The sequence below is a fragment of the Paenibacillus hodogayensis genome, assembly GCF_039536325.1.
Lineage (GTDB): Bacteria > Bacillota > Bacilli > Paenibacillales > NBRC-103111 > Paenibacillus_AB > Paenibacillus_AB hodogayensis.
Genome location: NZ_BAAAYO010000021.1, coordinates 95,950 through 114,307, shown reverse-complemented (window position 1 = coordinate 114,307; position 18,358 = coordinate 95,950). Strand labels below are relative to the sequence as shown.

Below are 18,358 nucleotides of genomic sequence, written 5' to 3'. Positions count from 1 at the left end.
CATGAGGATAAGACGTATATTTTTTTGTTTTCATTGTCCTCACCTCGTTACGATTTATTTTTACAGCAACACAACTATAACATTAAGCTCATCCACAATATAGGGAAAGATTAATTATAATTAGCCCTGAAATAGGTAAAAGATACCCCCAGTGTGTACTCGCGAGACTGACGTCGTCTCTCGAGCCTTAAGCGTGGACCACTGCGATGCATTCAAACTGAATGATTCAGTCACAGTTTCGGTTCTAGAAGGCTCCGAAGAGTATTATACCAAGCTGTTTGATGTGGTCTGCGAAGCTTACGCAATAAATTTGTTAACTGTTTTTATTAAGTGTCTTCGTCGCTCTTGTACTCTAAAATATCACCTGGCTGACAATCCAAAGTCTTGCATATCGCTTCTAATGTTGAAAAACGAACCGCTTTTGCTTTCCCATTTTTCAGAATGGAAAGATTCGCCATGGTAATTCCAACCCTCTCCGAAAGCTCCGTTACACTCATTTTTCGTTTTGCTAACATCACATCAATATTAATAATAATTGCCATATGCTCCACCTCAGACCGTTAAATCATTTTCTGATTTTATATGAATAGCTTCTTTTAAAAGTCTTTGGAGAACAGCGGCAAAAACGGCGATCACCGCAGAGGCGAAAATAATGACCAATCCCATTGGTATGAAGCTTGGAGGGTCAACTTTCTTCCCCATGAGATAGTAGAGTGGCATGCCTAGCAGGTATAAGGTACTGATTATGATGGCACAGTATTTTATATTCTTTAAAGCTTTTACCGATAATTCCGAGAACGCTTGGTTCTTATCAATGTAGCTTAAAAGTTTAAAAGCTTGATACAAAGCAAAGTAAAAAGGAATCGCTGCTGTGTACATATCGATTAATACGAGGGGTTGCATATAAGCCATTTCTGGATACAATTCTCCAGCAAAATTCCCAATCTTAGGCACTAAAAATATGCACAAAGCGAGAATTGGGATTCCAATAAGAATAACAGCCGTCTTCAAAAAGAGTGTGGTTCCTCGTTTCATAAACTGCACCTCACTTATATAATGTCAGTTTTTACTTTACCGCATAATTTATCGTTTTACAATAAATTAATATCGCGCCGCACCACAGATGATGAAAATGGGACGAGGATTAGGTGAAGACTATTTTGATAGGCAACAACAACAATCTATTGTAAAGTATGCCGTTCGAAGACTGGAGTGCTTAGATTACTCCGTGACAATTGCTATTAATTCCTAATTCGAAACCATTTCAATATCCCATCGGAATGAACTGCGTCTTCTTTAGTGCAGCCTTTTTCTGCGGCTGCGGATTTAATTTTCATGGGAGCTTAGCGAAAAATCAAAGATCACAAATTAAGCTTACTTTTGCTTAACTGGCATATAATAATCAAGTATCAGTACTTTTTGTCCACGTTTTTGGGGGATTCCAAATCTTTGATCCGTATACACTTCACATGAAAAGTAATTTTCCCAATCCACTTTATATCCATTTTGATGAATGGCTTCAACCGTCAGTTGATGTGCATTCGGGTAAATATCATGCTCTTCCCCCTCAATCCATGCTATTGCAAGAGAACAGGTTGGTATATCATAGGCTGTAAATCCATCAAGAACAGGTATTTTCGTTTTCATCAAAAAACCCGCAACGTAAGTAAATGTCCCATCCTCTTGATTAAAATCCCTCATGTACCCCTCATAACCATTCGGCGTTTCGTCAGGACAATATTCCGTCATATTTGCCAGCGTATCAAATGTCCCGTCTGAGAAGCATTGTTTCCACAACGAAGGAATCGTTGGAAATTTGGATGGAAATATAGGATTTACGTTTTCAATCTTCGTTCTAATTTCTTTTCCAACCATCTTGTAAGGTCCAAAGTCAACAAATTCGATTTTTTTTCAGTTCTGCCATTCTTATCTTCCTTTCGTATTAATCGGAATCCAAAGCTCATTTTGAGGGTAGTGTTCTGAAGGATAATAACATTCAACTGCTGGTAAGTCTGCCAGAACATAATCTGATGTAGGAAGCCAATCCGTATACAAACTCTTCCAAGTGTTTGTGAAGTCGGCAAGATTTTGAGGTTCAAATACGACCCATTGGCATTCAGGAATCGTCAGCTTTTCCATATCTGCAGGTGTTTCTTGTTCATAGGGAACAGCCAAATAGTAGAAAAATGTATCTTTTCTACCCCAATTACCTCCAGATAAAATGCCTAGTATCGCTTTCGGTGCTTGTTCTGGATGTCTATCCAATAACCCAAATAATTTTTCCCCAATGCCGTTCTGCCTTGCTTCTTGCCAAATTTTCGGTATGAAATTGAATGCATGATCCATATTCACGCAATTTTTGAAACCTGCAGCTGTAAATCCCGGTTTTTTTTCAATTCTATAGATCATTTCTGTCCTCCCCGTAATCGAAATCTGGAAAGACATGCGAGGATAAGCCTTCAACTTTGCACCTGATTGACGAGTTGTTATTGGTGAAGTCCCGTGCAGTTCACGGAATGCTCGCGTAAAAGACGCATGCGATTTATACCCATAGGTTTGGGCTACTTCAATCACACTTTTGTTGCTTTGTTGCAGTTCAAAAGCAGCAAGTGTCAGGCGTCTTCTTCTGATATATTCAGAAAGCGTCACGTCTGAAATAAACGCAAACATTCGTTGGAAATGATATTCCGGGCAACAAGCGGCTTTTGCAGCTTGCTTATAATCAATTTCACCTGTCAGGTTGTCCTCAATATAATCAATGGCAGCATGCATTCGATCAAGCCAATCCACGAATGGTCCTCCTTTCCTATAAAAGTCTAGCAGAAAATTAAACTGCCGCTTTGCAGTTGATGTACAAAATATGCAAAAGAAAATGTAGGGCTTCCACCGCACTTAGGACAGTAATTATATCTCATTCCTAAAATCAGAAATTCCCAAATTTTGATAGATTGGGTCTTTACCTTTATGCATCATCCAATATTTAATAATCGATATTATATCTCCTTACTAGTGCCCCATCCGAGAATGTAGTTGGAAAAATGGGTAAAAACCTTATCGACTACGACTCGGAGGGATGCTATGACTCTATTTGTTCGCCAGCCCATGGTCAACATACGGAAGCCTTTGTAGAAGGTGCCAGTCGCGTGATCTTTAAAGCGCGCCAACATCTCGACGGCTTTGCTCCGGTTGCGTTCGAACATGAAGCCGTCCACAATGAACGCGGTTTCCCGTATCGTCTAGGCCAGTGGCTCCATCCGTGCGATCGTTTCGCCACTGAGCGAAAGCAAGAACCGCCGCCAGACATAGCCGCCATGATTCAAAAAACGATAGACGGTATCTTTCCCGGGAAACGCTCGCCTATGGAACTCTCCAAGAGTCGAAACCAGTTCTTCTGGTGAAAGAGCAGGACAAACACAAGGCGAAATAAATAGGCGCAGGTCAAGCCGAATTTCTTTTTGAAACCCGCGTCACGCAAGTGTTTCAGCACATTCAGTTCCTCAAAAGCCGGTTTAATTTCATTCGGTAGTTGATCAAGTACCCCTTTTTGATCCATCATAGAGAAGACACCTCTTCTGTGTGGTAGTGATTGGTCGCCCCTTCACTTTACCAAACGAAGCGGTGTTTTTCTATTTCGTCAAACCCACTATTGAATTTATCTCAAGCCTTGCTGTCTATGCGATTAAGCTGATTTTCGCTCAGCGAAAGTTGAGATAGTACATGGGACCAGCATCTGGATACAGTTCAGTTCTTGCAAGTATCGTTCATGACGTATCTTCTATCGGTTAAGATCTCTTGGTGACTTAAATGACAATTTAACCAACATGGGATATTATCATAAGAATTTAAATGCTCTTCGAGCAATTTCCAACATTATTTGTTATAAAACGACAGACGGTAGCCTGCGTCTCCGGATTTTCACCGCTAGCCCTCCTTCATTTCTTCTTGAACCATGTAATCATGGACAACAGCAGCGCCAAACCGGCAAATAGTACACATATTGCCCAAGGGTGTGACATCATCACATGGGATTGCCAAGGCCAGATAAATTCACTCATAGCCCGGCTCCTGTTGTTTGCGGATCCAGGCAACGGTCAGGAGAATCCCCGGAATCACCAAGAACAGCGGAATCCACAGGTTGTAAGGAAGAATTCGAGTTCCTACAAAAAGATGGTCGGCCACGCTTTGAGCCATATTGCTCCCGGTCCACAAGGTGACCGCTGCGGCAATAAGGATCGGCAGGCGATAGCCTTGAGAGCGGGTGAGTTTACGGATAGCCAGAACCGCTGTTATCAGGTGGAGCGTTATTTTCAATAAAGTGGTAGTCATAAAGTGCATGACGCCCAGTGCGTCCAGATTATCGAGAAAGTCACTGATGCTGAGCTGCTTCAACAGCACGAGCAAAGGATAGACGTTCCGCTGAAACACGCTTTCGCCCAGCACCATGATCGCGAACATGTCGAATACGGTAATCGTTATTCCAGATACCATCACGGCGATCAAATTGATCCGGGTCAGCTTCCCGTCCTGCTTCAAAAAGGTCCACAGCATCGCAAATTCAATTGTTTCACCGAAGGTTTGTAAAATGCCAAAGGGCCAGACCGATTTCCATACTCTCCCCCAGCCCTCGCCCAGAATGGGGAAAATATTAGAAAGGATTATGCTTTGGGAGCTTAACAGTAGCAGCAGTTCGAGCAAGAAAGAGAGAAGAATAATCGGCAGCAGCAGTCCCGCAAGCCTGAAAATAACCTCGACTCCGCTGAACAGCAAATAGACGATCACAAGCATCATACAGCCCAGAATAACCCACGTAGGCGTGCCCGGCAGCAGGGTGACGGGAACCAACCCCTCCAGATCGCTAATTCCCCGGGCAGCGTCGTAAATAAATAACAACGGATAAAGCCAGGCAATCGGAATGCCCAACCAGGGACCAAACTGTTTGGGGAACCACTCGACCAGTGTCAGACCGGGCATCATATTGGCTAGAACCGTGTAGCCCAAAATCACAAGCATCCCGATTGAAGCGGATAGCAGAATCGCAATCCAGGCATCCCGGCCAGCATCCGAAGCGAACCCGAATACGACCGTTGTTCCCAATTGGAAAAAGACTGTAGCGGCAAACAGCTGATACCCAGATACTTTAATCATGCGGCTCCTTCTTTCGCTCTTCTTCCATCTCAATAGATTTGTTGGTCAGCCCTATCTGGCTGACGCTAATGTGCGGGGCAACGGATACAGAGACTTCGGGAAATCGTTCGTCCCATTTTAACCTATACATCGAATTCCATTGCTTAGGGTGCTGGCGGTAGACGACATGTCCTAGTCCGAGAATATCGCTTTTGTACTCCTGTTGTGCTTTTTTACAGACTTCTTCGATTGTGGCCTTAACGTTATCTCGGACCAGTCCCTCGGCGTAATTCAAACCTTTCGGATCACTCATATTCAGCTTGGAAGAGTTCTCGTAAATCGATATGTTGGCTTGGATATCCACCTGTATTAGAACCCCCTTATGGTTGAGGAGGGTTTTATATTTTGTATTCGACTGTACAATTTGTACACTGAACCGTCCGCCGCCTTGGGCGTCCGGAACATGGATAGTGGTCACGGCGTCCTGCATCCGATTCTTCAGCCACATAGCGCCTGTGGTCTCTGTTTCATTCAGCCAGCCGATCAGCTTGTCCTTTCGGAACACGGCAGCTCCGCTCAGTGACAAACTCTTGTTTGTAATGTTGCCCGATTTCGCCGTTCCGTTTTTGCCCGCCTGAGCCGGAGCAAGCCAAACCTGTGCAGTCATTGGGGCATCTCCCGGTGCGGTCATCATATCCACGAAATGCAGCAGCCGGACGCCTACATTACGTTTGGACTTGGCTTCGTCGCGCAGGATCTCGGAAGACAATTTGCCAAATGCAGGTTTGAACTCCAATATTTCCTTCGCATCATTTCTGGTAAACAGAATATGGTTTCTAATCTGCGATTGCTTGTACCGCTCAAAAAAATCAAGGACCGGAAGGACGCCGCTTCGTGCCAGTCTTTCGCTGATGACAATGACTCTATTGTGATAAAAAACAATTTTTCGAGGCACCTTCTGTTGGATGAGAGCGTAAGCCTCCATGATCGTATTCCCCTCGGCCGAGAGAATCCAGCCTGCCTTCCCCCCTTGCTTCTCGCCTCCCGACTGATTCGGTCCCCCCAGCATTTTGGGAATTGCCAGTTCCAGCGACAGTTGAATCTTGCCTTGCTCTGTCTGGTCAAGACCTACGGCGGTGACAATGGCAACTTTATTAACCTCCACCTTGCTCCAGCAGCCCGTCAGCATAAAAATGATTAGACATCCTATCATGAACAGGGTTGCCGTTCTCGCTTGCATCTTGTTCACCTCGTTTTCTTACCGCTGCACTAAAGTTCGTGAATGCTTTGTTCGCACTAATGGAGCTCGACTGACAATCCGCTACCGACGACGGATCATGCTCCGCCAAGACACCCGAACAATCGTGTCCTTGAGGTTGTTCCAGGAGAGCGGCGATACAGGAGACAAATACGGAATGCCGAAAGAACGGAGCCGCAGCATGTGAATGCAAATGACCAGCAGCCCGAGAAAAACCCCGTATAGCCCAAGGGTACCGGCGAGGAACATCAACGGGAACCGGAGCAGCCGTGCGGAAATCCCCAGACCATAGGAGGGAAAAATAAAGGAGGCAATCCCCGTGAACGATACAATAATCACGAGTATGGCCGAGACAATGCCAGCCTGTACGGCAGCTTGCCCGATTACCAGCGCGCCAACGATGCTTACCGCCTGACCTACTGGACGCGGCATGCGAATGCCGGCTTCCCGCAAGCCTTCAAAGGTGATCTCCATAAGAAGCAATTCAATAATGGCCGGAAAAGGTACGGCTTCCCGCGACGAGGCAATGCTGAGCAGCAGGTTGGCCGGCACCATCTCCTGGTGGAAGGTAATGACGGCAACATAAAACGAGGGAAAAACCAGAGCAGCAAACGCCAGCCAATAGCGAAGCCACCGGGTGACGGTCGAGATCATATAACGCTGATAATAATCTTCCGGCGATTGCAGCAATCCGAGGAAGGTCACAGGCAGCACAAGTGCGAAGGGAGTATTATCGATCAGAATGCCGACTTTTCCCTCCAGCAGGGCGGCGGCCACCCGATCGGGGCGTTCCGTGTTGAGCATCTGTGGAAAAGGGGAGTGATTGTTATCCTCAATCAGTTCCTCGATATACCCGCTCTCCAGCACCCCGTCGATTTTGATCCGCCGCAGTCTTGTCCGAACCTCGTCCAGCAGTTCCGTCTTTACAACTCCCTCCAGGTACGTCAGAACGATTTCGGTATTGGAGATATCGCCGATCGTTTGTGACTCCATCTTCAGCTTGGTTGTCTTAAGCCTGTTGCGGAGCATGCTTGTATTGGTGCAGAGTTTCTCTGTAAAGCCTTCCCGCGGCCCGCGGACAGTCGGTTCGGACGGAGCTTCTTCAACAGCCCTGGATTCCCGGACTTTCATGCTGATGATAAGCGCCTGGGAGGCCCCCTCTAGAAGCAAGACGGTTTCTCCGGCGGCAACGGCCGCTGCAATTGGATCCATCGCCTTTTCCAGCTTGGTTGTGCACGTGGAGACTATACTTTTTTGCAAGACAGCCAGTATGTCATGGTGTTCGGCATTCTCGTTCAGCTCTTGCTCAAACTGTTGCTCTTTATTGAGCAACGGCTCGATCACAAACATATTAATCAGCGATATGTCCACAAACCCGTCTACAAAAATAATCATTCCGCGATATTTGCCGCAGATCAACAGCTCGTTGAAGACAATGTCTTTTGAACGGTCGAAGAGATCTCGGAAGTACGAGCAATCCGCTTCAAAATCACCTCTCAGAATGGCGCTTAGGGAGGTATCGGAGGTATCCTGCTCATCGGTATACGGAGGCCTGCATTTATTATGATTGTTACTGTTGTTGAATAGCGACTTTAGCATGAGGATGTCCCTTTGACTATTTAGATTTAGTTTCTGGTTATTATGTACATTTTGCATGAAATTATATTCGCAGTGTAGAAGAATGAGTGTGAGCGTAGTAGGTACGATAAATGATAAGTAAGAGTGGATTGGACGAAAATAGGAGTTGTAACGCTAGGTGAGACCTTTTTGTTATCGATTCTATGGAGGGGATTTTTATGTAACGGTGACGGTTTATAAGTTCCTTTGCCAGTACCTGAGAACATTTTGGATTATCGTAACTATAAAACACTTTTTTCACAACTTCTTTGAAATCGGAGGAGTTTAATTTAAGTCCTATTGGGAAACTTGCTCCAAGTGCTTTTCGCATGCCTTCGTATATTTCAACTAAAAATCTCATCCGATTCTCCAGGTTTCGGTAGCGGTTGAAGAGGACGTTGCTCGGGTGCCGAATCTTTCAACTTGCGTTCCATCTCAAAGTGAACGTTGCAGAACACCAATCCTACCGCCCCGCTGTGATGGAACGCTGACCTGCAGGTAACGCTTGAAGGGCCTCGTGATATTTCCGCTTTGCATGAGCCCAACACCCTAACTGCGTGACACTTAGCACTTGATTTTTTGTGGAAAATTTACTAAATATTGGGTCATCCAATAAAAAACTCTTTACTATGAATTAAAAAGGCTTTTTAGTGCACAAAAAATCCGTTTTTAGCCTGTGAGATGGGCTTTAAACGAATTTTTCATTTTTAATTGATATCACATATAAAAATCGTCGATCTCCTGAAAAAACATATAGTTTTTTAACGGCCCCCTAGATTTCATCGGAATAACCAAGGGGTTTTTCCAATGCCTATTCTAGGGGCGTTTATCCCCGAGCAGCACGTGCGATGCTTTCCGCAAAAAGCGGCGTTTCGCGTCCGTTGTGATCTTCTACGATCTTTTGTCTGTCCTTGGCGACCTGTTCGAACGTTAGTCCCTGACTCTCGATGATTTTCAAAAAATCATCGGTAGGATGTGATCTTACAGAATTCGTATATTCTGTCTGATTGTTGTTGACGGGCTTTACGCTAAGCTCCCATATGACTTGCATTTGTGTTCTTCCGTTTGTAAGGAAGATGTCGGATAGAGAGACCATCCGGCAAAAATCTTTATTGACGACTTCTCCGACATAATGCTGTACTGCGAGACTGGTGCCGATTGTCTCTACGTTGATGGACATTGGACGACCGTCGTCCGTTTTGGTAGCGCCTACCGCAATATGGTCAGGGGTACAGCAACGTTGATATTCAGCATCGGAAAGCGAAAATAACCATTTCCCAATATCGACTTTCTCAACAGGAACGTCGATAACATGGCTGCAAACTGATTGAGTTAGTGTAAGGTCTTGGCGTATCCCGGACATTTGAAAAACCTCCGTCTTTAATTTCGTTATTATGAGGCTACTTAGGTGAGTTTATTCAAGACCAGTTATAAAGCTCGTCACAAATGACAAGACTCCTAATCTAATGTACTTCCCCACGTGCAGCGCGTGCGATACTTTCTGCGAAAAGAGGTGCCTCTCGTCTGTTGTGATCTTCCGATATTTTTTGTCGGGACGCGGACGCCTGCTCAAACGTGAGTCCCTGATTCTCGAAAATACTCAATAAATGCTCTGACGGATGGGTTACCACGGAATTCGTAAATTCGGATTGAGCGGCGCTGACGGGTTTTACGCTAAGCTCCCAAATCACTTTCATTTGGGTTCGTTGCTCGTTCGAAATAAAGATATCGGTCGTGGAGACCATCCGGCATTTGTGTTTTTCGACGACCTCTCCGACATAATGCTGGATCGAGAGACTGGTTCCGATTTTCTCCACGTTTATCGACATTGGACGTCCGTCTTCCGTCTTGGTTGTCCCTACCGCAATATGGTCCGGCGGACAGCAACGTTGATATTCGGCTTCGGAAAGCGAAAATATCCATTGTCCGATATCGACTTTTTCCACCGGAACGTCGATAATGTGACTAAAGCTCGATTTTGCGAGAGTTAGGTCTTCGCGAATCTTGGACATAAGTAAGCCCCAGCCTCCTACTTTAAAGTAATGATTTCGCCCGTTAACTCGTTCATTAGCCAGAAGCTTCATTATGTGAAACGCAGTAATTCGTCGAATCTTTTACAGTTGAGCAAGAAGTTCTTTCGTTGTTACAATAGCGTGGGCAAACGTAGGCCCATTAACCTCATGCGCCGAGTGCATAGCTTCTTGACTATAAGCCGCTGTAGCATCTTTAACCAGAGTAACATGGTAACCCAACTCCGATCCGAAGCGTGCGGTCGCTTCAATACATGTATTGGCTAACAAGCCGATAATGATAACCTTTTGTAAGCCATGCATTTTCAGTTGATGATCCAAGTCCGTGTTCGCAAATCCGCTGCTAGCCCAATGCTCTTTTATAATCACGTCGCCCTTTTGAGGTTGAAAATCCGGATGAAACTCCCCACCCCAAGTACCTTTTGCAAATATTTGTGATTTCTTGGCCCTGACCTGATTGGGATTTGGATACAGCCAAGTATCGAAATCATCCGGTTCAGATCGGTGATGGGGAACATAGAATACACGGATACCGACTTTTCGGACCTTATCGACGATCTCTTTTAGATGTTCGTGCAGGTTTACGGATTCCGATATTTCTTTGTGACGAGGATAAGCTTTACCTTCCGGAGATAAGAAATCATTATAAGGGTCAACCAATAATAAGCCCGTAATTCCTTTATCGTAGGTTTTTGTCATTAGCCAACACTCCTCACTTTCCTGTTGGAAGTAAATTTCGCTATAGGTTTCGTCAATTGACCATACTTTATGCTTTATTAGGAAAGGAGTCGCCCGCTGAAGCGGATTCAGGATTCTGGGGTCGCGCTACATCTAGCTATCGTTTCTTTGGGATTGAACGAACGTTCAAATATTATTTTTGAACGTTCGTTCTTAAATTAATAAAATTCAATCTGTAAACGATTTTGCAAGCTCTGCAATCTATGCACAGATTAATCCACTACGTTTGTGATGACTTCGATATTACCGCGGGTTGCTCGGGAATAAGGGCAAACATCGTGAGCTTCCTCGACGATTTGTTTCGCGACGCTCGTTTCTACACCCTTAATAGAGATATCCATAAATACTGACAAGACAAAGCCGTCGTTTACATCCTTGCCAATCGTAACACGCGACGTTATTTTAGTGCCTTCCGATTTGATTTTCTTTTTTCTCAGAACAACCCCCATCGCACCTTCAAAGCATGCGGCAAATCCGGCTGCGAACAGCTGCTCCGGGTTGGTTCCGTGTCCACCGGGTCCTCCTAATTCCTTGGGAACTTTCAGCTCCATATCAAGGACACCATCGCTGGATACCGCTTTGCCAGCCCTTCCGCCTTCTACTGTTACGGTAGCTGTGTACAATTTCTTTTCCATTTTATCCATTTTCGAGTCTCTCCTTTACAATATAGAACCCATAAATTATATTCGGACAAAACCTTGTTTCCTATGCAACGAACTTCTAGATCATGTCATTCTCCCATGCACCTCGAATTTTTACACCTGACGACTTCGCTGTTCGTTCCAGTTCTTCAATTTCCTTATTCGTCAATTTGACGTCAATGGCAGAAATAGCACTGGCAATATGCGATGGTTTTGTCACGCCGATAATCGGTACCGTTCCCTTGTTGATTGCCCAGGCAATAGCGATTTCAGCAGGAGCGACATGATGCCGGATACCGATTTCTCTCATCAGCTCTAACAGATCTTCAATTTTGACAAATACCTCTTTATGGAATGCGTCTCCTCTTCGAGATCCCGCCTTAAAGGGATTCTGAGCATGATACTTACCAGTTAATGCTCCTTGCTCCAGTACCATATAGGAGAAGAAGATCAAGTCGTTGGCCTTGCAATACTCAATTATGCCAGCTTCCTCTGAGGAACGGTAGAGTAGGCTGTAATGGTTTTGAACGGCAGAGAGCTGGAGCCCCTCTTGTGCCAATATATCCACCGCGAGCTTAATCTCCTCCAAATTGTGATTAGAAACGCCTACGTATTTGACTTTTTCGCTTTTCATTAACGGGATCAGTTTCGAAGTCCAGCGCCGAACATCTTTCGGATTGTGGATCCAATACATATCGACATAATCCGTTCCAAGCCGCTGTAAGCTTCCGGCGAGGAATTCTTCCATAGCATCGTCTGACTGCTCGCTGCGAGGCGTGAATTTCGTTGAGATCAGGACGTCGTTTCTTCCTTGAATGAACTTTCCTAGAATTGCTTCCGAAGCGCCCATGCCGTAAACCGCGGCCGTGTCCCAAAAGTTCAATCCTGCGTCCATTGCCGCATTGAATATGGGCTTTAAATCCTCGGACATCAGATTATTTCCAAATACCGCATCCCCTCCGTTGGCGCCGGTTCCCCATGACCAGGTTCCGAGAGCAACAGGCGGGATAGGGGTGTTTTTTAGCGGAACTATTTTCATGGTACATCTCTCCTTTTAAAGTAAGGTCTCCATAGGCTCTTATATAGCTTATATGGCTGCAAGAAGTTCTTCTGTTGTTAAAATGGCATGTGCAAAGGTAGGGCCGTTAATTTCATGCGCCGCATGCATGGCCTCTTTACTGAAAGCAGCTGTTGCATCTTTAACCAGGGTGACATGGTAACCAAGTTCCATGCCGAAGCGTGCAGTCGCTTCGATGCACGTATTGGCCAACATACCAACAACAATAATCTTTTGTACACCATGCATTTTAAGCTGATGATCCAAGTCAGTGTTCGCGAACCCGCTGCTTCCCCAATGCTCTTTAATAATCACATCGTTCTTCTGAGGTCGAAAATCCGGGTGAAATTCTCCACCCCATGAATCTTTAGCAAATACCTGTCTTTGTTTCGTAAGAAGCTGATACGGAGTTGGGTGCATCCAGTTTTGGAAATCATCTGGTTCAGATCTATGATGAGGAACAAAAAAAACTTGAATGCCAGCTTCCCGAACAGCATTAAGGATTTCTTTTAAATGTTCAAGCAAGTTTACGGAGTCTGCAACTTCTTTAGCACGAGAGAAACTCTTGCCTTCTGGTGATAAGAAATCATTGTAAGGGTCAACCAAAAGCAGCCCTGTTGTTGTTTGATGGTATATCTTCGTCATGGATATTCATTCCCTTCAGCATAAAAATATCATCATTTTAATACTGACATATTCATTTCAATAATTTGGCGTAATTTTTCCCTGTCTGTTATAGTTTTAACCATAACGCGAAGTCCGATCAGCGCATTGTTAAAATATTGAGAAAGCCATTCCGCGTTGAGCGTCTCGGAGAGTTCCCCCGATTGTTGACCTTCTATGATAAGGTCACGTATTAATTGTTCCGTATAGTCCCAGAACTGATGAACACAATCTCTTGCCTCTGAATCATGTTTGGCCAACTCAACCGCCGTATTCACTATGAAGCAGCCCACAGGAGACTCCTCCCCCGGATGAATTGCCCTTTCAAACAGCATTCGGATTGCTTCTTTGGCAGAAAGGCTAGCTATACGAAGCTTATACGATTTCTCTAGCTTTTCACTATAGTGTTTCAATGCTTTGATATACAAGGATTTCTTATCGCCAAAGGTATCATACATGCTCCCTTTATGAACCCCCATATGTGATACTAGTTCCTGAATGGAGGTTTTCTCATACCCTTGTTCCCAGAATAACCGCATGCCTTTAAGCAAAACGGCATCGTGATCAAACTCCTTTGTCCTAGCCATCCATAACTCTCCTTTCAAAGCAAATTCAGCGAATAAAGAACGATCGGTCAAGAATAATCTGGAACGACCGTTCTTAAATGTGTGTCCTTACAATAATAAATTTAGCACTTTGAGAACGATCGGTCAAGAATAGATTTGAACGGTCGTTCTTAAATTCAATAGAGGGAGTTCAAACCCTCTGTTCTAATATCAGTGATTCGTTAAATGACGATAAATAGTATTTCATGAATAGATCCCCTTGTCTCCATAGTTATTGTTTGTTGTTTAAGAATAGCTTTTGATCTTCTTTGGCGTTAGCTCTAAATTGAATAATGTTCTTCAGGTAATACCTCAGCCGATTCTTGTTCGAGCAATCGCAGCACTTCGGCGTAACTGTATCTAGGTGCCCAGCCAAGCGCGCAAAGCGCTCTTGGCGAATAAACCCGGTCAATCTTCGTAGGAAGCGCCCACCCCCTGTGTTCAAATTCCGTAACCAAAGAAGGCGCTCTGCGTCGAAGCACGCTGACGGCATCGACCGCTAACTGTTGACAGTCGGACGGTTCGAAAGGGGTTACCCCTGACGCGACAAAAATGCGAAATCCGGGCTCGTTCAAATGGAGGGCCAGGTCGTGGGCACTTGCAACATCTCTGGCATCTATGCCTCGATGCAGTCTGTACACGCTCATCAGAGATGCTTGCTCTGGAAAGCATCGCGACATTCGTATCACTGTTGCCGAGAGCCTCCCGCATGCTGCTGCTTGTTTGACTTCCTCTTCCGCGGCCAGCTTAGTCCGGTGGTAAATGGTTCTCGGGATCGGAACCATCTCCTCATCCACCCATCCCGCCTGATTGGCCGGGGTGGCAGCGTCCCCGTAAAGTGCTGTTGTGCTGGTCAGAACGAAACGGGACACGCCCGCGTCAACCGCGAGTTCCAAGAGCCGCCTGGTGGCGTGAATGTTGATCCGCTCAAACTCGGCGTCAGGCAATATTCCAACATGCGGCGCGTGCAAAGCCGCAGTATGAACAACAGCGTCCACTCCTTTTAACGCCCGGGCAAGTAACGTTTCGTCCCCAATGTCACCTACAAAATCAGCCGTCGAAGACGGTGCTCGATCTAACCCTGCAACAGGATGCTTTTTGCAGAGCCTAATATAGATGGCACGACCCACTCGACCAGTCGAGCCGGTAATTAGAATTTTCATAGTGGATCTCCTTTCTTAAAAAAAGTGATGGCCATTTCCCGCGTTCTCGGTACCGTAGCCATATTATAGCAGAAGTATCTATCGTTTACGGAACGTAAAATGATTCGGGAAATAAGAACGCCGCGATATTGATTCGAATCGGGTTGTTGATCTATTCTATTGGAAACAAACAAGAAAGAGGTGCTGTCATGAGCTATGTCGAGCTCAACCTATCGTTGCGCGTCGCGAAGTGCACACTGAAGGTCACGCTAGCCCATGATTTTACGGAAAATAGCTTTACCCTGGAGCCCTATTTCCATAGCCACCCAAAGTTTGAGATTCACGCGATTGCGGCCGGGCAGTGCTCTTTCGTGTTTGATTCGGGAGCTTATCCTTGCTCCGCCGGCACTATCGTCGTCATTCCGCCCCATGTGCGGCACAAAGCCTTATCGTTGAAAAATACGGAGGTTCATACCTTTTCCTTTACCTTTTCTATGGAACCGGCCGGGAACGGTCCCCAAGGCTCCCTGGACTCCACTTTCCTGCCCTTGACCGCTCCCGTCCTAGTGGATGACGATTTTGGCGGAATATCCCGGCTTATGGCGATCCGTAGCGAATTGATCGAGCGAGGAATCGGCTACTACGAGAAAATTTGCGGAGAGCTGTTGTGTTTGATGTCCGACATCGCCCGCAGCATCGGTCACGAGAGCCGCCCGGCATTGCCGTCGGAAGAAAATTGGGTCGAGCGGATCGAAGCGCACGTCGCCTCCCGCTACGCGGCTTCCCAAGGAGGCTGCCAGGCGCTGGCCGACAGCCTTCACCTTAGCGCCCGCCAGCTGCGCCGCATATGCGCCAAAGACTTCAATAAGCCACTGCGAAAGCTTATGCTGCATACGCGCATGGAAATCGCCGCTCACCGTCTCAAGCATACGCGAATCCCCATGGGGCTTCTGGCGGAACAGTTGGGCTATTCCTCCTTGTCGTCCTTTTCTTCGGCCTACAAGCGCCATTTTGGCCATTCCCCCTCCCGGGATCGGACTTTATAGATTCGGCCGCTTCAGCAAGCAACTTGTCCTTTGCGGTCATTTACACCGACAGACTCCCCCGGGTATACTCAAACTATTCAATACTAACAAACAAGGAAAGGTGTGATCACGATGCCGCAAATCACTGGAGCAGCGTCACTCGGATTTTCCCACTACACCCTCTACGAAGCACTGCCCCGGTTAGCGTCCATCGGTTTTCGAAAGGTGGAAATTTCCAGCTTCAACAGCTATTGCTTTCACTTCAACTACGGCAGTCCCTCCCCGGAGGAGCTCAAAGCGATGCTGGACGAGCTGGGACTCGAAGCGGTTTCACTCAATTACTATTCCCGCTCCTACAACGCCTGGGAAGCTTTGGAGATCCAATCTTTTGTGCAAGACTGGCGCCGCAAGCTGGAGCAGCTGTCCACGGTTGGCATCCGGATGATGACGATGTCCTTTGGAATCCGCAACGACCGCAGCGACCAGCAGCTGCAAATTGAAAACGCTGCCAAAGCCTTCTCTCTGATGGGAGAAATCGCCAAGGACTACGGCGTGCGCATGCTGTTGGAGGTCCCCCATCTCTATGGCATCATGAACCGTCCGGAAATGGTGCTGGACGTATTTGACCGGCTCACCAGCGAGAACGTAGGCGCCCTCATCGACAGCAGTCACTGGGGAATTATCGGATACGATCTGGACCGGTTTGTTTCCGCCCTTGGTTCCCGTCTCTGGCATATCCATCTGCGGGATTCGAGGGGAGCCGACACCGGCGATTTCCTTCAGAAGCTGGAGCTGACGCCAGGCACGGGGACCGTAGACTTCGCGCAAATGGCCGAAATTCTGGATCGGTACCGGTATCAGGGCGAGGTGTTTCTGGATTTTGAGTACCGGGATATGGGCCTCCCCCAGATTATGAAGGAGTATTTCAACGGCCTGCGTCACCTGCAATCGTGCGGCTGGACGCTGCCTGACGGAATCCGGCTGGACGACGTCCGTTAATGGCCAAGACGCCTTTTTCCCCGGCTGACAGCAAGTCGCAATTGTGATTTTTTTCACAACTTTGGAAAGGGGTTAATACCATTTATGAGCAAAAATATGAGGTCGGTTGTGTCGCTTTCTTGTGTACTATGCCTGGTTTTTGCCGCCGCTTGCGAAAGCAAGGAACGGCCAGCATCCCCATCGCCCAAAAATGATGCCGGGGAGAATCAACCGGCGCCAGCGCAAATTCCCCCTACGGAAATCGTCGTTTACACCTCCCACACCAGTGATGAGGACTCCTTTAATTTACGTTACGGGAATTTGCTCCGTGCCAAATTTCCTCAGCATACGATCAAATTTCTAAACGGCTCCTCCGGTGGCAGCGTTGCCAAAATGATGACGGACAAAACCAAATTCGATATTTATTGGGCCACAAGCGGCACTTACGAGACATCCGCCTTTACGTATGATTTTGCTTACGACCTGACTCCTTTAATAAAGAAAAATAATGTAGACTTGAACAAATTCGACAGCGCTTTTAAGAATGTTGTGTCCGGCGAAGCTTTTGAAGGGAGAACTTATCTTTTTCCCGTGCATGCCGACGTTCAAGTGACCTATTACAATAAGGATCTATTCGAAAAATTCGGAGTCCCCTTCCCGCATAACGATATGACATGGGATGAATTTTTCAAGTTGGCTGAACGGATGACCCGCTATGAAGGCGGCGTGCAGTATGTAGGCTATGCTCCATTCATCGGGCAGCTGATCATGAACAACCAGATGTCATTGCCTTCGCTTGACCGGAAAACGATGACGCCCACCATTGCCTCCAATTCGCTTTGGCAAACCTACTTCGCTCAAATGTTCGATCTCCATTCCTCCATGTGGAACGGGACAAACCCGCTTTCTTTGAAAGCGATAGACGTGCTTACGAATTTCGAAAAAGGCACGCAAGCGATGATGGTCTATTTGCCGATTGTCGCCGAGGAACGGAAAAACATCTATCAGGCATTAAATTGGGATTTTGTAGCCATTCCTACGCTTAAAGATTATCCGGGCGTAGGAGCGCAGCCGTACAGCGTTAACTTTGGAATCAATAAATTATCCGAAAACAAAGATTTGGCTTTTGATATGATCCGCTTTCTGGCCACCTCGGAAGAAGCCCAACGATCGTTTGCCATGATCGGGGCGGGCCCCGTTTCCAGCGATAAAACGATTCTGAAAGCTTTCGGCCAAGGCACTTCGTTTAAAAATAAAAATTGGCAAGCGGCTTACTACCACAAGCAGGCGGCTGTGAATAATTATGGCGGGGGCCCTCGAACGATAAACTCCATCTACGAAAAATATGCAAATGAAATGATAAGCAAAAGAATGGATTTGAATACGGCGCTGCGCACTGCCGGAGAAGAAGCGACCAAGGCTCTCGCCGACCTCAGACCGACTTTGACTGCGCCGGGAGCTAACTAAAAGGGAGGCTACA

The 18,358-nt window shown here is 46.4% G+C and carries 18 protein-coding genes and 1 pseudogene; 3 read left to right on the top strand and 16 right to left on the bottom strand.

Annotation, left to right across the window (positions count from 1 at the left end; all coding sequences use genetic code 11):
- Positions 1 to 326: 326 nt before the first annotated feature.
- From ABD796_RS33650 to ABD796_RS33575, 16 genes and pseudogenes are all read right to left on the bottom strand, one after another.
- Positions 327 to 542, bottom strand: coding sequence for a helix-turn-helix domain-containing protein (locus ABD796_RS33650; RefSeq protein WP_016114251.1), 216 nt, complete (start codon positions 540 to 542; stop codon positions 327 to 329).
- Positions 543 to 552: 10 nt separating this feature from the next.
- Complete coding sequence (locus ABD796_RS33645) at positions 553 to 1,035, bottom strand: DUF2975 domain-containing protein (RefSeq protein ID WP_344916805.1); 483 nt, start codon at positions 1,033 to 1,035, stop codon at positions 553 to 555.
- Between the two features lie 339 nt (positions 1,036 to 1,374).
- On the bottom strand, positions 1,375 to 1,905 hold the full coding sequence (locus ABD796_RS33640; protein WP_344917536.1) for a GyrI-like domain-containing protein: 531 nt from the start codon (positions 1,903 to 1,905) through the stop codon (positions 1,375 to 1,377).
- Between the two features lie 21 nt (positions 1,906 to 1,926).
- Positions 1,927 to 2,790 (bottom strand): AraC family transcriptional regulator, encoded by an 864-nt coding sequence (locus tag ABD796_RS33635; protein ID WP_344916804.1) that lies wholly within the window; start codon positions 2,788 to 2,790, stop codon positions 1,927 to 1,929.
- A 305-nt stretch (positions 2,791 to 3,095) separates the two neighbouring features.
- Positions 3,096 to 3,556, bottom strand: a pseudogene (locus ABD796_RS33630) (IS4 family transposase); the annotation flags it as partial.
- A 491-nt stretch (positions 3,557 to 4,047) separates the two neighbouring features.
- The gene (locus ABD796_RS33625) at positions 4,048 to 5,145 is read right to left on the bottom strand and encodes a GerAB/ArcD/ProY family transporter (RefSeq protein WP_344916802.1); all 1,098 of its coding nucleotides are present in this window, start codon (positions 5,143 to 5,145) and stop codon (positions 4,048 to 4,050) included.
- Positions 5,138 to 6,364, bottom strand: coding sequence for a Ger(x)C family spore germination protein (locus ABD796_RS33620; RefSeq protein WP_344916800.1), 1,227 nt, complete (start codon positions 6,362 to 6,364; stop codon positions 5,138 to 5,140). The genes ABD796_RS33625 and ABD796_RS33620 overlap by 8 nt, the downstream gene beginning before the upstream one ends.
- A gap of 81 nt (positions 6,365 to 6,445) precedes the next feature.
- Positions 6,446 to 7,981, bottom strand: a complete 1,536-nt coding sequence (locus ABD796_RS33615) for a spore germination protein (RefSeq protein WP_344916798.1) — start codon at positions 7,979 to 7,981, stop codon at positions 6,446 to 6,448.
- Positions 7,982 to 8,825: 844 nt separating this feature from the next.
- Positions 8,826 to 9,362 (bottom strand): hypothetical protein, encoded by a 537-nt coding sequence (locus tag ABD796_RS33610; protein ID WP_344916797.1) that lies wholly within the window; start codon positions 9,360 to 9,362, stop codon positions 8,826 to 8,828.
- A 100-nt stretch (positions 9,363 to 9,462) separates the two neighbouring features.
- Positions 9,463 to 10,011 (bottom strand): hypothetical protein, encoded by a 549-nt coding sequence (locus tag ABD796_RS33605; RefSeq protein ID WP_344916795.1) that lies wholly within the window; start codon positions 10,009 to 10,011, stop codon positions 9,463 to 9,465.
- A gap of 102 nt (positions 10,012 to 10,113) precedes the next feature.
- Positions 10,114 to 10,728 (bottom strand): cysteine hydrolase family protein, encoded by a 615-nt coding sequence (locus ABD796_RS33600; protein ID WP_344916793.1) that lies wholly within the window; start codon positions 10,726 to 10,728, stop codon positions 10,114 to 10,116.
- Positions 10,729 to 10,979: 251 nt separating this feature from the next.
- Entirely contained in the window at positions 10,980 to 11,411 is a 432-nt protein-coding gene (locus tag ABD796_RS33595; RefSeq protein WP_344916791.1) for an organic hydroperoxide resistance protein, read from the bottom strand.
- A gap of 76 nt (positions 11,412 to 11,487) precedes the next feature.
- Entirely contained in the window at positions 11,488 to 12,447 is a 960-nt protein-coding gene (locus ABD796_RS33590; RefSeq protein WP_344916789.1) for an aldo/keto reductase, read from the bottom strand.
- Between the two features lie 48 nt (positions 12,448 to 12,495).
- Positions 12,496 to 13,110 (bottom strand): cysteine hydrolase family protein, encoded by a 615-nt coding sequence (locus ABD796_RS33585; RefSeq protein ID WP_344916787.1) that lies wholly within the window; start codon positions 13,108 to 13,110, stop codon positions 12,496 to 12,498.
- A gap of 32 nt (positions 13,111 to 13,142) precedes the next feature.
- Complete coding sequence (locus ABD796_RS33580) at positions 13,143 to 13,715, bottom strand: TetR/AcrR family transcriptional regulator (protein WP_344916785.1); 573 nt, start codon at positions 13,713 to 13,715, stop codon at positions 13,143 to 13,145.
- 299 nt (positions 13,716 to 14,014) lie between these two features.
- A complete protein-coding gene (locus tag ABD796_RS33575) occupies positions 14,015 to 14,896 on the bottom strand; it encodes an NAD-dependent epimerase/dehydratase family protein (RefSeq protein WP_344916783.1) in 882 nt (293 codons plus the stop codon).
- Positions 14,897 to 15,084: 188 nt separating this feature from the next.
- On the opposite strand from ABD796_RS33575, the gene ABD796_RS33570 reads away from it, so the two are divergent.
- The 3 genes from ABD796_RS33570 (at position 15,085) to ABD796_RS33560 (ending at position 18,345) form a co-directional block, all read left to right on the top strand.
- Positions 15,085 to 15,921, top strand: coding sequence for a helix-turn-helix domain-containing protein (locus ABD796_RS33570; RefSeq protein ID WP_344916781.1), 837 nt, complete (start codon positions 15,085 to 15,087; stop codon positions 15,919 to 15,921).
- Between the two features lie 111 nt (positions 15,922 to 16,032).
- Positions 16,033 to 16,899 (top strand): sugar phosphate isomerase/epimerase family protein, encoded by an 867-nt coding sequence (locus ABD796_RS33565; protein ID WP_344916779.1) that lies wholly within the window; start codon positions 16,033 to 16,035, stop codon positions 16,897 to 16,899.
- A gap of 84 nt (positions 16,900 to 16,983) precedes the next feature.
- Entirely contained in the window at positions 16,984 to 18,345 is a 1,362-nt protein-coding gene (locus tag ABD796_RS33560; RefSeq protein WP_344916777.1) for an ABC transporter substrate-binding protein, read from the top strand.
- The last annotated feature ends 13 nt before the right edge of the window (positions 18,346 to 18,358 follow it).